Genomic DNA, 17,470 nt, shown 5'->3' on the forward strand with positions numbered 1-17,470 from the left:
GTCAGCGCTGCGGCACGCGGACGATCAGGGCGTCGCCCTGGCCGCCGCCTCCGCACAGCGCGGCCGCGCCGACGCCGCCGCCGCGCCGCCCGAGCTCGAGCGCGAGGTGCAGCACGACGCGGGCGCCGCTCATCCCGATCGGGTGGCCCAGCGAGATCGCACCGCCGTTGACGTTGACCTTGTCCTCGGCGATGCCGAGCGAGCGCTGGCTGGCGATGCCGACAGCGGCGAACGCCTCGTTGATCTCGACCAGATCGAGGTCGGCGGGGTCGATGCCCTCCTTCGCGCAGGCCTTGACGATGGCGTTCGCCGGCTGCATCTGCAGCGTCGAGTCGGGCCCGGCGACGGTCGCGGCGGACCCGATCTCGGCGATCCAGGTCAGGCCGAGCTCCTCGGCCTTCTCCTTCGCCATCACGACGACCGCGCAGGCGCCGTCGGAGATCTGCGACGCGGTCCCGGCGGTGATGGTGCCGGTCTTGGAGAACGCGGGGCGCAGCCGCGCGAGCGACTCCGCGGTGGTGTCGCCGCGGACGCCCTCGTCGGCGCCGACCGTCACGGTCTCGCGACGACCGGCGACCTCCACCGGGACGATCTCGTCGTCGAACACGCCGTTCTTCTGCGCGGCCGCGGCGAGCTGGTGCGAACGGGCACCGAACGCGTCCTGCTCCTCGCGGGTCAGGTCGTCCACGTCGGCGTTGCGCGCCTCGGTCAGCGCACCCATCGCCTGGTCGGTGAGCGAGTCCCAGAGCCCGTCGTACTCCATGTGGTCGAGCATCGTGGTCTTGCCGTACTTGAAGCCCTCGCGCGACCCCGTGAGCAGGTGCGGCGCGCGGGTCATCGACTCCTGCCCGCCGGCGACCACGACGTCGTACTCGCCGGCGCGGATCAGCTGGTCCGCGGTCGCGATCGCGTTCAGGCCGGACAGGCAGACCTTGTTGATCGTGATCGCCGGGACGTCGAGCGGGATCCCGCCCTTGGCCGCCGCCTGACGGGCGGGGACCTGGCCGGCCCCGGCCCCGAGCACCTGGCCCATGATCACGTACTCGACCTGGTCGCCGGACACGCCGGCCTTCTCCAGGGCGCCCTCGATGGCGATGCCGCCGAGGTCGGCCGCGGAGAGCGTCTTGAGACCGCCGAGCAGACGACCGATGGGCGTCCGGGCGCCGGCGACGATGACGGACTGACGAGAGGACATGAGGATCTCCTTCGTGCGCTGGAGCAGCGCGGTGGTGCCGATGGACCGGTGCTGACCTCTGCAGCACGATACCCGTGCGTAACATCGGCGCGGCGACCGGTGAGGAAGGTCACACGACCAGTGTGCGGTGCGCGTGGGCGCGGTTCGAGGGCGCGCGGGTGGGCGCTCGGATCGAAGCCGTCGAGGCCGGCACCGGGTCGTACGGCGGGCCGTCGGTGGCACCCGATCGTACGCACCGTCACCGGGCGTCGCCGCGGTGGCCTATCCTGCGGCGCATGGTTCCCGCTCATCTGCTCATCGCCATCGACCACGTCGGCATCGCGGTGCCCGACCTCGACGAGGCGCTGGAGTTCTACGCCAACGTCTTCGGTCTGCACTCCGTGCACGAGGAGATCAACGAGGAGCAGGGGGTGCGCGAGGCGATGCTCGCCGTCGGCGACACCGACCAGCGGATCCAGCTGCTCGCGCCGCTGTCCGACGCCTCCACGATCGCGAAGTTCCTGACCCGCAACGGTCCGGGCATCCAGCAGCTCGCGTACCGCGTGAGCGACATCGACGCGGCGAGCGCGACCCTGCGCGACCGGGGCGTGCGCCTGCTGTACGACGAGCCGCGCCGCGGGACCTCGGACAGCCGCGTCAACTTCGTGCACCCCAAGGACGCGGGCGGCGTCCTCGTCGAGCTGGTCGAGCCGGCCGCCGACGCCGCGCACTGATCCACGTCGGACCACGGGCCCGGGCTCGCGTCCGGGCTCAGGCCCACGCCAGCCGGACCTGCTCCCCGGGGCGCAGCTGCCCGAGGACGTCGGCGTCCGCGTCGACGACGACCGCGACGACGGGGTAACCGCCGGTCACGGGATGGTCGACCCCGAAGACGACCGGGAGTCCGGAGGGCGGGAGCTGGACCGCGCCACGCAGCACGCCCTCGCTCTCCCCTGACCCGACGCGCTCGCCGGCCGCGGCCAGCGGTGGGCCGTCGAGCCGCACGCCCACGCGGTCGCTGTCCGGCGCGACCGTCCACCGGGTTCCGATCAGGGCCTCGGGGTCCTCCAGGGCGTCGTCGCGCGGCCCGCGGACCACGCGCAGGACCACCGGCTCGGTCGGGACGTGCGGGGGCACCGGGGAGTCGACGCCCGGCAACGGCGCACCGCCGGGCCCGACCGCGAGCCGGTCCCCGGCGCGGAGCGGGCGCGGCCCGACCTCGCCGAGCGTGTCGTACGCGGCGGAGCCGAGCACCGGCGCCACGTCCAGCCCGCCGCGCACCGCGAGATAGCTGCGGGCACCGCGACGAGGAGTCGCGATCTCGACCGTGCTGCCGTCGCGCACGGGGAGCGCGATCCCGACCGGGTGCTCGGTGCCGTCGACGACGACGTCGCCCTCGGCACCGCACACCGCGATCCAGAGGCCGCGGTCGGCACGCACCACGAGCCCGCCCATCGTCACCTCCAGCGCCGGGGCGGAGGGATCGTTCCCGAGGAGCCGGTTCGCGGCAGCGTACGCCCCACGGTCGGCAGGGCCGGACGGGCCCACGCCGATCGACGCCAGGCCCGGGCGTCCCGGGTCCGTCACCAGCACCGGCCCCCGGACGGCGAGCACCTCCAGCGCGAAGCTCATCCGATCTCCACGCTCATCCGATCTCCACGAAGTGCACCCGGTCGCCCGGGGCGAGCAGCGCCGGCGGGTCGGAGCGTACGTCCCACAGCGCCGCGTCGGTGTGCCCGATCAGCTGCCAGCCGCCCGGGGACTCGCGCGGGTAGACCCCGGTGTACGCGCCGGCGAGCCCGACGGCGCCGGCGGGGACACGAGGGCGGGGCGCGTCGCGACGCCCGACCCGCAGCCGCGGGTCTCCTCCGACGAGGTAGGCGAACCCGGGCGCGAACCCGCCGAACGCGACCCTCCACGGACCAGCCGTGTGCGCCCGGACCACCGCGGCCTCGTCCAGACCGGTCGCCCGCGCCACCTCCGCGAGGTCGGGGCCGTCGTAGCGGACCTCGATGCGGACCTCGCGACCCTCGCTCGTGCCGCCGGCGTCGGCGTCCGCCTCGATCCGGGCGACCCGCTCGGCCAGCTGCGGCACCGGGAGCGAACCGTCCCCGACGACCAGCACCGTCCGTGCCGCGGGTACGAGGTCGGCGAGCCAGCCCGGCGGCCCGGCCCGCAGCGCCGCAGTCCACGCGACCACCTCGTCGGGGCCCGCGAGCTCGACCAGCACCGCCCGGTCCCCGTACGCGACGACGCGCTGCGCACGAACGCTCACCGGCCGCCGCTCCCGGCCGATCTCGACCCGGGACCCACGCGGATCACCCGAACGCACGCAGCTCGACGCCGGCGCCGGTGAGCGCGCCGGCCACGGCCGTCGCGAGCCCGACGGCGTCCGGGGTGTCGCCGTGCAGGCACAGCGATCCCGCGGCCACGTCGACGTCGCTCCCGTCGACCGCCTCGACACGTCCCTCGGTGACCATGCGCACGGCGCGGCGCGCGACCGTCTCGGGGTCGGAGAGCACCGCTCCGGGCTCACCGCGGGGCACCAGACGACCGTCCGAGCGGTAGCCGCGGTCCGCGAACGCCTCCGCCACGGTCCGCAGGCCGGCGGCGCGCGCGGCCTCCAGCAGCATCGAGCCGGGCGGACCGAGGACCGGGAGGCCGCGGTCGAGCGTCGCCACCGCGCGGACGACCGCCTCGGCCTGTCCCGCGTGGTCGACGGTCGCGTGGTAGAGCGCCCCGTGCGGCTTGACGTAGCGGACCCGGCCGCCGACCGTCCGCGCGATCGCGTCCAGCCCCCCGATCTGGTAGATCACGTCGGCCTCGAGGTCCGCCGGCGCCACGTCCACGAAACGTCGGCCGAACCCGGCTAGGTCGCCGTACCCGACCTGCGCACCGATCACCACCGCCTGCTGCACCGCCGAGCGGCAGGTGGCGCGCAGCACCGACGGGTCGCCCGCGTGGAACCCGCACGCGACGTTCGCGCTGGTGACCACCCGCAGGACCGCGTCGTCGTCGCCCAGGGTCCACCGACCGTACGACTCCCCGACGTCGCTGTTCAGGTCGACGTGCACGTCATTCCCTCCTGCGGTCCCGGGGACCGGCTGCCCGGCGACCAGGTCGCCATCCTACGATCGACCTGCTGCCACGTCCGGGTGTCACCACGCCCGCACGCGCAAGCTCCGTCCCCGTCCGCGCCATCACCCGGCCGGTGGGACTTCGGTCACACCACCTACCCCCGGTTATTACCGATTAGTAATATCCGCGTAACGCAGAACGCGCCGGTCAACTGGAGGACGACGTGAAGAACATCCTGGACGCCATCATGGCAGGCGACACCCCGGGCGAGGAGTTCGCGAGCATCGCGATCCCCGAGTCCTACCGAGGTGTCACGGTCCACAAGGACGAAGTCGACATGTTCGAAGGGCTCGCGACCCGCGACAAGGACCCGCGCCGCAGCCTCCACGTCGACGACGTGCCGGTGCCGGAGCTCGCACCCGGTGAGGCGCTGGTCGCCGTCATGGCCAGCTCGATCAACTACAACACCGTGTGGACCTCGATCTTCGAGCCCGTCTCCACCTTCGGCTTCCTCGAGCGGTACGGCCGCGTCTCCGAGTACACCAAGCGGCACGACCTCCCGTACCACGTCGTCGGCTCCGACCTGGCCGGCGTCGTGCTGCGCACCGGCCCCGGCGTGAACGCCTGGAAGGCCGGCCAGGAGGTCGTCGCCCACTGCCTGTCGGTCGAGCTCGAGAGCCCCGACGGCCACGACGACACGATGATGGACCCCCAGCAGCGGATCTGGGGCTTCGAGACCAACTTCGGCGGACTGGCGGAGCTCGCCGTCGTCAAGGCCAACCAGCTGATGCCGAAGCCCGACCACCTCTCCTGGGAGGAGGCCGCGAGCCCGGGCCTGGTCAACTCGACGGCCTACCGCCAGCTCGTCAGCAAGAACGGCGCGGCCATGAAGCAGGGCGACACCGTGCTGATCTGGGGCGCCTCGGGCGGCCTCGGCTCGTACGCCACCCAGTTTGCCCTCAACGGCGGCGCGATCCCGGTCTGCGTGGTCTCGTCGCCGGAGAAGGCCGAGATCGTGCGCTCGATGGGCGCGGAGCTGGTGATCGACCGCTCCGCCGAGGGCTACCGGTTCTGGAAGGACGAGCACGAGCAGGATCCCCGCGAGTGGAAGCGCTTCGGCGCGAAGATCCGCGAGCTCACCGGCGGGGACGATCCCGACATCGTCTTCGAGCACCCGGGCCGCGAGACCTTCGGCGCGAGCGTGTACGTCGCGCGCAAGGGCGGGACGATCATCACCTGCGCGTCGACCTCGGGCTACATGCACCAGTACGACAACCGGTACCTCTGGATGAACCTGAAGAACATCAAGAGCTCGCACTTCGCGAACTACCGCGAGGCGTGGGAGGCCAACCGGCTCGTCGACAAGGGCATGATCCACCCGACGGTCTCCAAGGTCTACGGGATGGACGAGGTGGGTCAGGCGGCCCTCGACGTCCACCGCAACGCCCACCAGGGCAAGGTCGGCGTGCTCTGCCTGGCGCCCGAGGAGGGTCTGGGGGTCCGCGACCAGGAGAAGCGTGCCCGTCACGAGGCCGAGATCAACCGTTTTCGGGGAGTCTGACGGGGGTGAGTTCAGTGGGGAGGTCGCGGTAGGCTCTGTGCACACGCGACCTCCGCACACCTCCGACGTGAAGGCCCCCATCGATGACAGACAACTTCTCCATCCTCGACAACGACCCAGCCCGCTCGACCGGTGACGCCGGCTTCCCCCTGGTGCGCCGAGGCGGGTACGACAAGGACGCGGTCGACGCGTACCTCAAGCAGCACAACGGCGACGTCGCGAAGGCCGAGGAGTCGGCGAGCGCCGCCCAGGCGCGGCTCGGCGAGCTCGAGCGGGAGATCGAGAGTCTGCGGACGCAGCTCACCGAGAACGCCAAGCCCAGCTACGCCGGCCTCGGGGGTCGCGCGGCGGAGCTGCTGTCGCTCGCGGAGGCCCAGTCCGCGGACATGCTGGACCGTGCCAAGCGGGACGCGGACGACCTGCGTCGGGTCGCCGAGTCCGAGGCCGCCACCATCAAGACCAGCGCGGCCAAGGAGGCCGACGACCTGCGCGCGGTGCAGCTCGCCGACGTCGAGGAGACCCGCGAGCGGCTGCTCGCCGAGGCCGAGAGCGAGCGCGCCCTCGCTCTGGCCGAGGCCGAGGACGTGCTCGCCAAGGCCAAGCGGGAGGCCGACCAGATCCAGCTCGCCGCCACGCAGGCCGCCAGCTCGGCACGCCTGACCGCGACGCGTGAGGCCGAGAAGGTCCGCGCCGCCGCCGACCGCGAGCTCACCGAGGCTCGGCGCGTGCTCGCGCTCGAGAAGGAGCGGATGGCCAAGGAGGCGGCGGAGGCCCACGAGGTCGCCACCGAGCAGACCACGAAGATGATCGCCGACGCCGAGTCCCGGGCGAGCGCCGCGGAGTCGCGGGCGCGCGAGGCGATCGCCGAGGCGACCAAGCGCCGGGAGGAGAGCCGGGCGGAGTCGGAGCGGGTGCTCGCCCGCGCCAAGCGCGAGGCCGAGCAGCTCATGTCGACCGCACGCAGCCAGTCCGAGCACGCGCTCGCACAGGCCCGGGCCGATGCCGAGCGCCAGATCAAGGAGACCCGCAACGAGCTCGACGACCTGGTCAGCAAGCGGGACACCGTCAAGGCCCAGCTCGGCAAGCTGCGCCAGGTCATCGGGTCGTTCGCCGGTCTCGACTCGCTCGACGACGACACCACGTCCTCGGCCAGGACGCCCGCCGCGGTCGAGGCACCGTCGGCGCTCGAGCTCGAGCAGCACGTGGCGGTCGCGGACGAGGCTGCTGCCGACGACGAGACCGACGACGACGTGATCGACGCCGAGATCGTTCCGGACCGGCCGGCCGACTCCCCGCCCGTGCAGCGTGCCAAGCTCGGCGGCCCGTCGGCCGGCGACTACGCCGACGACGAGGGTGACGCACGCTCCTGAGCACCCGCGTGACGCCGCCGAGGCCCCGGTCCCCCCAACGGGGCCGGGGCCTCGGCGCTGCTCGGGTACGGACGCCGTCCCGTGGCCGGACGGTTCAGTCGCGGTCCGTCGTGTCGAACGCGGCGACGGTGCGGTCTGCGTACATCGACGAGTCCGCCCGCTCCATCGGCCCGTCCCAGGTGTGCGGGAGCGGGACCCTCGCGGCGGGGTTGAGCCGCGCCACGATCTCGTCCAGCACACGCTCGGTGTCTCCGACCCACAGGTGCTTGGCGCCGTCGACCGCGACGACCTCGGCCTGCGGCACCCGCGCGAACCGCTCGCGCGCCTCGGGCGGCTGCAGGTAGTCGTCGTGCTCCGGGACGAGCGCCACGAGCGGGCGACCCGACTCCGCCCAGGCGTCCAGGTCCGCGTCGGTGCTGTAGCGCAACGGAGGCGACAGGAGCACCGCTCCGGCCACCTCGTCGTCCAGCCCGTAGCGGAGCGTGAGGTCGGTGCCGAACGACCAGCCCACCAGCCAGATGTTCGGCAGGTCGGTGAAGTCGGCGTACTCGATCGCGGCCGCGACGTCGTAGCGCTCCCCGACGCCGTCGTCGAACGCCCCCTGGCTGGTGCCCTGCGCGCTCGTGGTGCCGCGCGTGTTGAACCGCAGCACGGCGACGTCGGCCAGCGCCGGCAAGCGGTAGGACGCCTTGCGGAAGACGTGGCTGTCCATCATCCCGCCGTGGGTCGGGAGCGGGTGCAGGCACACCATCGTCGCCACGGGGTCGTTCTCCGGCGGCAGGGCCAGCTCGCCGACGAGCTCCAGCCCGTCGGCGGTGTGCAGCGTGATGGGCTCGCGGCGCGCGGGCAGCACGGAGCTGCCACGGATCGTCTGGGGTTCGCTCACGCCCCCACCCTACGAGCCGCCCGCACCACCCCGTACGCGGTCAGTCGTCGACGGTGTAGCGGCTCAGCGCCCAGATCACGAGGACGTCGAAGGCGATCACGAGGAACGCCCAGAACGGGTAGTACGGAAGCCAGAGGAAGTTCGCGATCAGCGACAGCACCGCGATCCCGATGCCGACGATGCGCGCGAACGTGCTGCCGGTCACGATCATGATCGCGACGACGACGAAGATGATGCCGAGGATCAGGTGGATCCAGCCCCAGGCGGTCGTGCTCAGCGCGTAGATGTAGTCCGGCGTCGCGACGAGCAGGTCGTCCTTGGCGATGCCGGCGATCCCGGTGAAGATCTGCACGATGCCGAGCATCAGGAGCAGCGCGGTCGCGAACAGGGTCACGCCCTGGGCCACCGGGTTGGAGCGCGTCGCCATGGGTCTCTCCTCTCGAAGGCCGGGCAGTCCGGCCGAGGCCAGGATGGCGGACACGGACCCGCGTGCGCCACTCGTGTGCACGGCGCGTCGCGGACTCGCGTATGCCGGCGGGGCGCCGTGCCGGATCAGCGCCGACGACGCCAGCAGGACGTGTGCCAGTGCCGCCGCTCGTCGAGCCCGGAGGTGCTCAGCAGCCCCGGCTCGACCGGCCACGCGACGACGTGCGGCGTCGCCGGCCGGATCGGCTGCCCGCACCCGGGACAGGTGTAGGTCTTGGTCGACGACGACCCGGTGATCGACCGGACCACCCAGGCACCGTCGGGCCGCTCCTCGACGACCTCGTGACCCCCGCTCGGCGGGTGCGTCCCCCGGGGCGCACGTGGCGTACGGCGGCGGCGGGACATGCGGTCAGCGTACTGGGGCGGCGGTGGCGGGCCGCGCGTCGCGGTCGGCCCGCCACCGCCGTCGGTCTCGGGTCAGCGCCGGGCGTAGTCGCGGAAGCCGCGCCCGGTCTTGCGACCCAGGTAGCCGGCCGTGACCATGTGCTCGAGGAGCGGCGCCGGCGCCCACGCAGGCTCGCGGAACTCACGGAACAGGGTCTGCTCGATCGCCAGCGACACGTCGTTGCCGACCACGTCGAGCAGCTCGAACGGACCCATCGGGAGGCGGCAGCCCAGCTTCATCGCGAGGTCGATGTCGTCCGCGGTCGCATAGTGGGCCTCGAGCATCTTCACCGCGTCGTTGAGGTACGGGAAGAGCAGGGCGTTCACGATGAAGCCCGCGCGGTCGCCGCAGGACACGGCGTGCTTGCCCACCCCTCCGCACAGGGCCCGGACGGTCTCCGCGACCTCGTCGTCGACCGCGACCGTGGAGACGACCTCGACGAGCTTCATCACCGGCGCCGGGTTGAAGAAGTGCATCCCGATCACGTCGCCGGGACGGCTCGTGACCGACGCGCACGCGATCACGGGCAGCGACGACGTGGTGGTGGCGAGGATCGCGCCGGGCTTGCAGATCCGGTCCAGGTCGCGGAAGAGGTCGAGCTTGATGTCGATGTCCTCCGCGATCGCCTCGACCACGATGTCGACGTCGGCCAGCGCCTCCCGCTCGGTGGCGCCGCTGAGCCGGCCGAGCACGTCGGACTTCGCGTCCTCGGTCATCCGGCCCCGCGCGACCGCCTTGTCGAGCGACTTCGTGATCGCGGCGACGACGCCGTCGAGCTTGTCCTGCGACCGGCCGACGAACGTCACCGGGTAGCCCGCCTTGGCGAACACCTCGACGATCCCCGACGCCATCGTGCCGGTCCCGACCACGCCGACCGTCGCGATCTCGCGCCGCAGCTGCGGGGCTGCGGCCGCGCTGCCGGCGGTGTCGTCCACCACCGTCGAGGAGTACGGCTCGGCGTAGGTGTAGAAACCGCGGCCCGACTTGCGGCCCAGGAGCCCGGCCGTGACCATCTGCTTGAGGATCGGCGACGGCGCGTGGACCCGCTTGCGGTCCTGCAGGTACATCGTCTCGAGGATCTCGTACGCGGTGTCGAGGCCGATCAGGTCGAGCAGCGCGAGCGGCCCCATCGGGTAGCCGCAGCCGAGCCGCATCGCAGCGTCGATGTCCTCGCGGCTGGCGTACTGCTGCTCGAACATCGACGCGGCGTGGTTCAGGTAGGCGAACAGCAGCGCGTTGGCGATGAAGCCGGCCTTGTCGCCCACCACCACGGGGCTCTTGCCGAGACGGGTCGACAGTGCGCTCGCAGACTCGACGACCTCGGGCGCGGAGACGACCGTACGGACGATCTCGACGAACTGCTGGACCGGCGCCGGGTTGAAGAAGTGCATCCCGACCACGCGGCTCGGGAGACGGGTCGCGGACGCGATCTGGGTCACGGCCAGCGCCGAGGTGTTGGTCGCGAGGACGACGTCGTCGGCGACGATGCCATCGAGCGCCGTGAACACCGCGATCTTCACGTCGATCTGCTCGACGACGGCCTCGATCACGAAGTCGACCTCCGCCAGGGCTCCGAGATCGGTGGCGTAGCCGATCCGGTCCAGGAGCATCTTGCGGTCGCCCTCCTCCAGCTTCCCGCCGTCGACGGCGCGCTGGGTCGAGTGCTCGATCGTCGCACGCCCGTGGTCCAGGGACGACTGGTCGACGTCGACGCCGACGACGCCGAGGCCGTGACGCGCCAGGACCTCCGCGATCCCGGCGCCCATGGTGCCCAGTCCGACAACTCCGACAGTGGTGATCTCGCGCGCCACGGACGTCTCCTCGTGGTGGTGATGCGGCCGATGTGTGTCCGACATGTTACTGCCGGGTAGTGGGAGTGTTCCAGAGGTTCACCATCCGCGCCGTGAGCCAGGTCACTCCCCCGCCCCCATCCGCTCGTCGAGGCACGAGCGCACCCCACCCGCTCGTCGAGGCACGAGCGCGCCCCCATCCGCTCGTCGAGGCACGAGCGCGCCCCCATCCGCTCGTCGAGGCACGAGCGCAGCGAGTGATCGAGACGCGGTCTCACCTCGCTACGCAGACCGTCACCGGGCTGGGGAAACCGTCAGGGCCAGGTGAGGGTCTCCGTGGCCGGCTACGGAGACTGCCAGCGGGAGGCCTCCCGAGACTGTCGGCCGCGCCTCGGACGGCGGCGCCACCGGGCTGCCTAGCATGGCGCCATGCGTGTCCTCGCGGCCGTCGTGACGGTCCTCTGCCTGACGGTTGCCGGCTGCAGCGGCACCGAACCCGCAGCCGTTTCGAGCGAACCGACCTCGAGCGCGTCCTCGGCGAGCCCGTCGGCGACCGACGCCCCGTCGACCGCCACGACACCGACACCCGAACCCACCCGTACGACGCTCACGCCCCCGCCGACCACGCCGACCGCCGAGCCGACGGCGAGCGAGGCGGCGACGGAGCCGCCGGCCGGGGCGTACGCCGACGATCCCGTCGGCTCCTACCGCAACAAGCAGATGCGGTGGAAGATCCACCTCGAGGCCGACGGCACGTTCCGCGAGGACTTCGAGGGGTTCAAGAACTTCCGCAACGGGACCTGGAAGCAGCCTCGCAAGACCCGGATCCGGCTCAAGGGCCGTGACGGCGTCACGACGCGGGCTCGCTACGACGGCGCGACGCTCACGATCCGGGGACGCGTGCTGACCCGGACCGGCGGTCGCTAGCCTGTCGGGGTGCGTCTCGTCATCGCCCGGTGCCAGGTCGACTACGCGGGCCGGCTCACCGCCCACCTGCCCCTGGCCACCCGCCTGATCCTGGTCAAGTCCGACGGGTCGGTCTCGATCCACTCCGACGACCGTGCCTACAAGCCGCTGAACTGGATGAGCCCTCCCTGCACGCTGAAGGAGTCCTCCGCAGACGACGGCCGCCTCGAGTGGACGGTCGCAGCCGGCAAGACCGACGACACGCTCCGGATCCTGATCGACGAGGTCCTGCACGACTCCGACCACGACCTCGGCGTCGACCCGGGGCTGCAGAAGGACGGCGTCGAGAAGCACCTCCAGGAGCTGCTCGCCGACCATCCCGGCACGCTCGGGGACGGCCTGGCGCTGGTGCGCCGCGAGTTCATGACGGCGATCGGTCCGGTCGACCTGCTCTGCAAGGACCCCGGGGGCGGCTCGGTCGCCGTCGAGATCAAGCGCCGTGGCGAGATCGACGGGGTCGAGCAGCTCACCCGCTACCTCGAGCTGATGAACCGCGACCCGCTGCTCGCCCCCGTCCGCGGCATCTTCGCCGCGCAGGAGATCAAGCCGCAGGCGCGCACGCTCGCCACCGACCGTGGCATCGAGTGCCGGATCGTCGACTACGACGCGCTGCGCGGGATCGAGGACCCCAGCCTGCGGCTCTTCTGAGCCCGAGGTCGGCTCCCGCCGGAGGCCGGCTCATGCGAGGGCGGCCCGGCCGTGCCGGACGACCGAGGCGGTGACCCGGTCGAGCGCCTCCGACGGCAGCCTCCACCGCTGCCACACCAGCTCGACGTCGTCCGAGGCGCCCGGCTCGAGGACGACCACGTCCCCGGCGGCACGCAGCGCCTCGGTCTGCAGGTCCGGCAGCATCCCCCAGCCGAGTCCGAGCCGGACGGCCGCCAGGAACTCGTCCGAGCCGGGGACGTGGTGGCGCGGCGGGTCGCCCGGTCGTACGGCGTGCCGCGTGAGGTAGTCGTCCTGGAGCCGGTCCGTCCGGTCGAACACGACCACGGGCGCACTCCGCAGCGCCCGCCCGAACGGCCGCCCGTCCAGATGGCGCGCCACGAACCCGGGCGCGGCGCACGGCCGGTACCGCATCGTGCCGAGCCGGGTCACCGAGCAGCCCTGCACCGGGGCGCGGTCACTGGTCACCGCGGCCATCACCACACCGTCGCGCAGCAGCCCGGCCGTCCGGTCCTGGTCCGCGCGGTGGAGGTCCACGACGACGCCGTCGGCCGCCTCCGCCAGGGCCGGGAGCACCCACGTGGCCAGGGAGTCCGCGTTGACCGCGATCGGGACGCGCACCGGGCCGGCGTCGGGGTCGGTGCTCAGCGACGCCTGGGCCTCGCTGACGAGCAGGTCGACGTCGCGTGCGAGCCGAAGCATCCGGGTGCCGGCCTCGGTCGCCGCCACAGGGCGGGTGCGGCGGACGAGCGTACGCCCGGCCGCGCTCTCCAACGCCTTGATCCGCTGGCTCACCGCGGACGGCGTGACGTGCAGCGAACGAGCCGCGGCATCGAAGCTGCCCTCGGTCACCACCGCGGCCAGCGCCCGTAGCTGCGCAAGATCGAGACTCACCTCGCTATCTTAAGCGTTCGTGATGTTCCTGCAGAAACATTCGCTGATCTACATCGATGCGGCGCTCTAGCGTCGGCGTCATGGAGCTGTCGCTGCCGGCCGCGCTCGCCGGCCTCGGGTTCGGGTTGTCGCTGATCGTGGCGATCGGGGCCCAGAACGCGTTCGTGCTGCGCCAGGGCATCGCGCGGGAGCACGTCGGGGTCGTGGTCGCGATCTGCGCGGCCTCGGACGCGGTGCTGGTGGCGGCCGGGGTCGCCGGTCTCGGCACCCTGCTCGCCGACCTCGACGGGGTGATGGTCGCGATCCGCGTCGCGGGCGCCGCCGTCCTGCTCACGTACGCGGTGCTGGCGGCCCGCCGCGCGTGGAACCCGGGGTCGCTCACGGCACGCGGCACCACCGCGACGTCGCTGCGTACGACCGTCGTCGTCTGCATCTCGCTCACGTGGCTCAACCCGCACGTGTACCTCGACACCGTCGTGCTGCTCGGGTCGCTCTCCTCGACGTACGGAGACGCACGCGTCTCGTTCGGCATCGGCGCCGTGCTCGGCAGCCTGGTGTGGTTCACCGGCCTCGGGTACGGCGCGCGCCTGCTCGCGCCGCTGTTCGCTCGGCCCGCCGCGTGGCGCGTCCTGGACGCGTTCGTCGCCGCGACGATGATCGTGCTCGCGACCTCGCTGCTGCTCGGCGCCTGAGCGCCGGCGGGCGACGGGCAGGCACAGAGAGGCCGGCGGCTGGTCGACACCCGGCGGTTCGGGTATGCAGGAAGCATGCTGCGCATCGAGGTCGTCCAGGGCGACATCACCGGCGTCCACGCGGACGCGATCGTGAACGCCGCCAACTCGACGCTGCTCGGGGGCGGTGGCGTGGACGGCGCGATCCACCGGGTCGGGGGGCCGGAGATCCTCACCGCCTGCCGGGAGATCCGCGCCACGACCCATCCCGCGGGTCTCCCGGCCGGTGACGCCGTGGCGACGACCGCGGGCCTGCTGCCGGCACGCTGGGTGATCCACACGGTCGGGCCGGTCTGGTCGGAGTCCGAGGACAGGACGCCGGTGCTGCGCTCCTGCTACGCCCGGACCCTGGCGGTCGCCGACGAGGTCGGGGCTCGCGTGGTCGCGTTCCCGCTGATCTCGGCCGGCGCGTACGGCTGGCCGCTCGACGACGCCGTCGCCCAGGCCGTGGCGTCGATCCGGGACGCGTCGACGACCGTGGAGACCGTGCGGATGGTGGCGTACGGCGAGGCCGCCGATCGGATGCTGCGGCAGGTCGTCGGGGAGACCGAGCCGACGTAGTGCTCGGGCCCGCTGTCCGGGCAGCCGTCAGCCGTCGGTGTCGCCGTCAGGTCCTCGCTCCCGGACCCTGCGCACCTCGTCGAGCGAGTCACGCAGCTCGTCGAGCCACCCGTCGGCGTGCCGCTGGACCAGGCGGACGCACCACGCGAGGGCCTCGCTGCGACTGCGCGCGACACCGGACTCGATCAACGTGTCCAGCACCTGGCGTTCCGGCTGGCGCAGCCGGGTCATCACCGGTGCGGCGACGTGGGTGAACAGCACCCTGCGGCCGTCGCACTCCACGGCCCACGAGACCTTGCGGTCGAAGCGGTGCTCGGCCTCCCGCGCGATCCCGATCCGCTCGTCGCGGGTGCGCTCGCGGAACTCGCGGACCCGACCCTCGACGGCGCCGCGACGCTCCGCGTCCGACGCGCCCTCCGATGTCGTCGGCGCGGGAACACGCCCGGTCACGACGATCTCCTCGCGGTCGACCGCGACCTCCACGAGGGCCTCGAACAACCCCTCCGGGAGGCGGCCCGCGAACCAGCCCCTGATCTCATCCTGCTGCTCGTTCGTAATCATGTAATCCAGATTACGCTTCTCGATGTCCAGTTCCACCCGGTTCTGCCGACAGCGGAAGCGCGGTGGCGACGCGCACGGATCCATCCCGTGGGATGTTGTGGCAATCGGCCCCCGCCGAGGGGCCCGACCTCGCTAGCATCCGGTCGGTGTGGACCTACCGAGGTGACGAACCGACCGTGGTGTCGTGGCTCGACGACATCGCGACCGCCCACGAAGCCCATCGCCGCGCGGCGCGCCTGACCCGCCGTAGGCACCGGCTCGTCGGAGCGGTCACGGCCGTGTTCGCGGTCGCGACCGCCGTGGTCGTGATCGTGGACCTGCTGGCCGACCTCGACCCGTGGGTCTCGGTGGTGGCGGGCTCTCTCGCCGTGGCGACGGCGCTGCTCTCGCTGCTGCACGCGTTCGCCGACGACGCCGGCCAGACCATCGCGCACCAGCACGCCGCGACCGAGTACGCGGGGCTGCGCCGACAGCTCGAGCAGGCGATCCTGTCCGAGCGGATCACCGACGACCGCCTCGCCGAGATCCGTGCGAGCTGGACCCGCCTCGAGCGTTCGTCCCCGACGCTGACCCCGCGGACCGTCCGCGCGGTCGCGGCCCGTCGGTCGGGGGCCACCGACGAGCCCGCGATCGCCGAGCCGGAGCCCGAGCCGGCGCCGGCCGACATGACGCCCACGGACACGTCCCCCGCCGACGACCAGGCGGCCGACGCGAGCGAGGACCGCGACGAGCAGGAGCTCGCCGCGCGCTGACGGGTGCTCAGGTCAGGCCGTCGACCAGGTCGGCCACGTCCTCGGCGCACCCCCACGACAGCGTGACGCCGGCACCGCCGTGGCCGTAGCAGTGCACCACCGGTGACGCGTCGGCGCGCTGCTCGACCTCGAGCCGGACAGCCGGTCGGCTCGGGCGCAGTCCGACCTTCGTCTGCCGTACGTGCGCGGTCTCCAGCCCTCCGACGATCGCTCGGGCCCGCGCCAGGATCTGCTCGCTCTGCTCCGGACGCGGGGCGAGGGTCCAGTCGCCGGACTCGGACGTCCCGCCGACGACGACGTCGGCGCCGCGCGGCACCACGTACATCAGGCCCTCGGCGTCGTCGACCAACCAGGCGTCGTCGACCGCGTGGCCGTCCAGGACGAGGACCTGGCCGCGCGTCGGCGTCACCGTGTCGTCGCCGGCGAGCAGGCGGGCCCCCAGCCCGGAGGCGTCGACCACGGCGTCGGCTCCGTCGGGCAGCGCCGACAGCGCCATCCGGGTCACCGTCCCCCCGGCCGCCTCGAGCCGAGAGGCGAGGTACGGGAGGTACGCGTCCATCCGCGCGACCGGCGCCGCGAACGTCCAGCCGTCGGCGAACCCGTCGGGAAGGCCTGCCTCCCGTCCCAGCTCGGGGACCGCCTCGGCCCACCACGGGTCGGGCTGCGCCGTCCGGAACAGCACGTGCGCCCGCCGCACCGCGACAGCGTCGACCCCGACGGCGAGCCCGGTCAGGACCTCGTACGTCCGGGCCGCCCAGCCGAGGACGAGGTGCCGGGGCTCGACGAGATACGGGTACCACCAGGCGGCCGCCACCGCGGAGGTGGTCTCGGCGGGCAGGTCGCGTGCGACGACGTCGACGGTGTGACCGCGCTCGGCCAGCACCACGGCGCAGGTCAGCCCGGTGACCCCGGCGCCGACGACGAGGACGCGCACGACATCGGCTTCCGGCTCAGGCGCCGGCGACCGGCGGCGCCGTCGGGTCGTCGGCCGACTCGGTCTCCTCGCGCGCGACCCACAGCTCGATCGCCTCGAGATCGTCGGAGGACCGCGAGACCACCGCGAGCAGGTCGTTCATCTTCGCGACCTCCTCGACCTGCTCCTTGATGAACCACTGCATGAACTGGTCCGAGGCGAAGTCGTGCTCCGAGCGCGCGATCGCGGTCAGCTCGTTGATCTGCCGCGTGACCAGCTTCTCCTGGTCGACGGCCAGCTGGACGGGCGCGACGACGTCGCCGAAGTCGTTGACCGGGCTCGCGACCCCCGGGATCGCGACCGGGGCATCGGCGTCGAGCAGGTAGCGCACCATCATCATCGCGTGGTCGCGCTCCTCCAGCGCCTGGTCGAAGAACAGCTGCGCCATCTGCGGCATCGTGAGGCCGTCGAAGTAGCAGGCGATCGCGACGTACTGCTGGTGGGCGGCGAACTCGTTGCCGATCTGCTCGTTGAGCTGGGCGGCGAACTTCTCCGAAGCCATCGTGGACACTCCTGCCTGCGAGGACGCTCCTCGCGTCGGTTGGGCGGCTCGGGAACGACGCTAGCGCCGCCGCCACGCCGCCACCAGGCAGGAATGGCTCACCTTCCCCACCGCGCGGGGCCGGTGCGTACGGC

The 17,470-nt window shown here is 72.7% G+C and carries 20 protein-coding genes; 8 read left to right on the top strand and 12 right to left on the bottom strand.

The window, feature by feature from the left end; genetic code table 11:
* Nucleotide 1: 1 nt before the first annotated feature.
* Entirely contained in the window at nucleotides 2-1,195 is a 1,194-nt protein-coding gene (locus tag CLV56_RS03130) for an acetyl-CoA C-acetyltransferase (RefSeq protein ID WP_039348556.1), read from the bottom strand.
* A gap of 275 nt (nucleotides 1,196-1,470) precedes the next feature.
* Here CLV56_RS03130 and mce point away from each other — a divergent pair, with 275 nt between their 5' ends.
* Entirely contained in the window at nucleotides 1,471-1,908 is a 438-nt protein-coding gene (gene mce / locus CLV56_RS03135; RefSeq protein ID WP_100415017.1) for a methylmalonyl-CoA epimerase, read from the top strand.
* Between the two features lie 37 nt (nucleotides 1,909-1,945).
* Here the strand turns inward: mce and CLV56_RS03140 are convergent, their stop codons facing one another.
* Genes CLV56_RS03140 through CLV56_RS03150 form a run of 3 tightly spaced genes read right to left on the bottom strand, consistent with a single transcriptional unit; the run spans nucleotide 1,946 to nucleotide 4,248 of the window.
* Nucleotides 1,946-2,806 (bottom strand): 5-oxoprolinase subunit C family protein, encoded by an 861-nt coding sequence (locus CLV56_RS03140; RefSeq protein WP_039348553.1) that lies wholly within the window; start codon nucleotides 2,804-2,806, stop codon nucleotides 1,946-1,948.
* 13 nt (nucleotides 2,807-2,819) lie between these two features.
* On the bottom strand, nucleotides 2,820-3,449 hold the full coding sequence (locus CLV56_RS03145; RefSeq protein WP_039348549.1) for a 5-oxoprolinase subunit B family protein: 630 nt from the start codon (nucleotides 3,447-3,449) through the stop codon (nucleotides 2,820-2,822).
* Nucleotides 3,450-3,492: 43 nt separating this feature from the next.
* Complete coding sequence (locus CLV56_RS03150; protein WP_039348545.1) at nucleotides 3,493-4,248, bottom strand: LamB/YcsF family protein; 756 nt, start codon at nucleotides 4,246-4,248, stop codon at nucleotides 3,493-3,495.
* Between the two features lie 227 nt (nucleotides 4,249-4,475).
* Here CLV56_RS03150 and ccrA point away from each other — a divergent pair, with 227 nt between their 5' ends.
* Both ccrA and CLV56_RS03160 read left to right on the top strand, forming a co-directional pair.
* Nucleotides 4,476-5,813: a crotonyl-CoA carboxylase/reductase gene (ccrA, locus tag CLV56_RS03155; protein WP_039348542.1), complete on the top strand. Its 1,338-nt coding sequence runs from the start codon at nucleotides 4,476-4,478 to the stop codon at nucleotides 5,811-5,813.
* An 83-nt stretch (nucleotides 5,814-5,896) separates the two neighbouring features.
* Complete coding sequence (locus CLV56_RS03160) at nucleotides 5,897-7,183, top strand: coiled-coil domain-containing protein (RefSeq protein ID WP_100414374.1); 1,287 nt, start codon at nucleotides 5,897-5,899, stop codon at nucleotides 7,181-7,183.
* 94 nt (nucleotides 7,184-7,277) lie between these two features.
* On the opposite strand, the gene CLV56_RS03165 is transcribed toward CLV56_RS03160, so the two are convergent.
* The 4 genes from CLV56_RS03165 to CLV56_RS03180 all read right to left on the bottom strand — a co-directional run bounded on the left by CLV56_RS03165 (nucleotide 7,278) and on the right by CLV56_RS03180 (nucleotide 10,751).
* Nucleotides 7,278-8,069, bottom strand: coding sequence for an alpha/beta hydrolase (locus CLV56_RS03165; protein WP_039348539.1), 792 nt, complete (start codon nucleotides 8,067-8,069; stop codon nucleotides 7,278-7,280).
* Nucleotides 8,070-8,109: 40 nt separating this feature from the next.
* Nucleotides 8,110-8,496 (bottom strand): DUF7144 family membrane protein, encoded by a 387-nt coding sequence (locus CLV56_RS03170; protein ID WP_039348535.1) that lies wholly within the window; start codon nucleotides 8,494-8,496, stop codon nucleotides 8,110-8,112.
* Nucleotides 8,497-8,621: 125 nt separating this feature from the next.
* Complete coding sequence (locus tag CLV56_RS03175; RefSeq protein ID WP_100414375.1) at nucleotides 8,622-8,900, bottom strand: hypothetical protein; 279 nt, start codon at nucleotides 8,898-8,900, stop codon at nucleotides 8,622-8,624.
* Between the two features lie 72 nt (nucleotides 8,901-8,972).
* Entirely contained in the window at nucleotides 8,973-10,751 is a 1,779-nt protein-coding gene (locus CLV56_RS03180; RefSeq protein ID WP_039348937.1) for a 3-hydroxyacyl-CoA dehydrogenase family protein, read from the bottom strand.
* Between the two features lie 408 nt (nucleotides 10,752-11,159).
* Here CLV56_RS03180 and CLV56_RS03185 point away from each other — a divergent pair, with 408 nt between their 5' ends.
* Nucleotides 11,160-11,657 (top strand): hypothetical protein, encoded by a 498-nt coding sequence (locus tag CLV56_RS03185; RefSeq protein WP_039348529.1) that lies wholly within the window; start codon nucleotides 11,160-11,162, stop codon nucleotides 11,655-11,657.
* Between the two features lie 9 nt (nucleotides 11,658-11,666).
* Nucleotides 11,667-12,344: an endonuclease NucS gene (gene nucS / locus CLV56_RS03190; RefSeq protein WP_039348527.1), complete on the top strand. Its 678-nt coding sequence runs from the start codon at nucleotides 11,667-11,669 to the stop codon at nucleotides 12,342-12,344.
* 30 nt (nucleotides 12,345-12,374) lie between these two features.
* Here nucS and CLV56_RS03195 read toward each other — a convergent pair whose 3' ends face one another.
* Entirely contained in the window at nucleotides 12,375-13,256 is an 882-nt protein-coding gene (locus CLV56_RS03195) for a LysR family transcriptional regulator ArgP (RefSeq protein WP_039348523.1), read from the bottom strand.
* Nucleotides 13,257-13,336: 80 nt separating this feature from the next.
* On the opposite strand from CLV56_RS03195, the gene CLV56_RS03200 reads away from it, so the two are divergent.
* Both CLV56_RS03200 and CLV56_RS03205 read left to right on the top strand, forming a co-directional pair.
* Nucleotides 13,337-13,948, top strand: coding sequence for a LysE/ArgO family amino acid transporter (locus tag CLV56_RS03200; protein WP_039348522.1), 612 nt, complete (start codon nucleotides 13,337-13,339; stop codon nucleotides 13,946-13,948).
* A gap of 75 nt (nucleotides 13,949-14,023) precedes the next feature.
* Nucleotides 14,024-14,548, top strand: a complete 525-nt coding sequence (locus tag CLV56_RS03205; protein ID WP_039348519.1) for an O-acetyl-ADP-ribose deacetylase — start codon at nucleotides 14,024-14,026, stop codon at nucleotides 14,546-14,548.
* Nucleotides 14,549-14,575: 27 nt separating this feature from the next.
* On the opposite strand, the gene CLV56_RS03210 is transcribed toward CLV56_RS03205, so the two are convergent.
* Nucleotides 14,576-15,109: a hypothetical protein gene (locus tag CLV56_RS03210; protein ID WP_039348935.1), complete on the bottom strand. Its 534-nt coding sequence runs from the start codon at nucleotides 15,107-15,109 to the stop codon at nucleotides 14,576-14,578.
* A 146-nt stretch (nucleotides 15,110-15,255) separates the two neighbouring features.
* Between CLV56_RS03210 and CLV56_RS03215 the strand changes: the two genes are divergently transcribed.
* Nucleotides 15,256-15,861, top strand: coding sequence for an SLATT domain-containing protein (locus CLV56_RS03215; RefSeq protein ID WP_100414376.1), 606 nt, complete (start codon nucleotides 15,256-15,258; stop codon nucleotides 15,859-15,861).
* A 7-nt stretch (nucleotides 15,862-15,868) separates the two neighbouring features.
* On the opposite strand, the gene CLV56_RS03220 is transcribed toward CLV56_RS03215, so the two are convergent.
* Both CLV56_RS03220 and CLV56_RS03225 read right to left on the bottom strand, forming a co-directional pair.
* Nucleotides 15,869-16,795 (bottom strand): FAD-dependent oxidoreductase, encoded by a 927-nt coding sequence (locus tag CLV56_RS03220; protein WP_039348513.1) that lies wholly within the window; start codon nucleotides 16,793-16,795, stop codon nucleotides 15,869-15,871.
* Nucleotides 16,796-16,811: 16 nt separating this feature from the next.
* Nucleotides 16,812-17,336, bottom strand: coding sequence for a ferritin (locus tag CLV56_RS03225; protein ID WP_100414377.1), 525 nt, complete (start codon nucleotides 17,334-17,336; stop codon nucleotides 16,812-16,814).
* Nucleotides 17,337-17,470: the final 134 nt, after the last annotated feature.

This window comes from Mumia flava, from assembly GCF_002797495.1.
GTDB classification, from domain to species: domain Bacteria; phylum Actinomycetota; class Actinomycetes; order Propionibacteriales; family Nocardioidaceae; genus Mumia; species Mumia flava.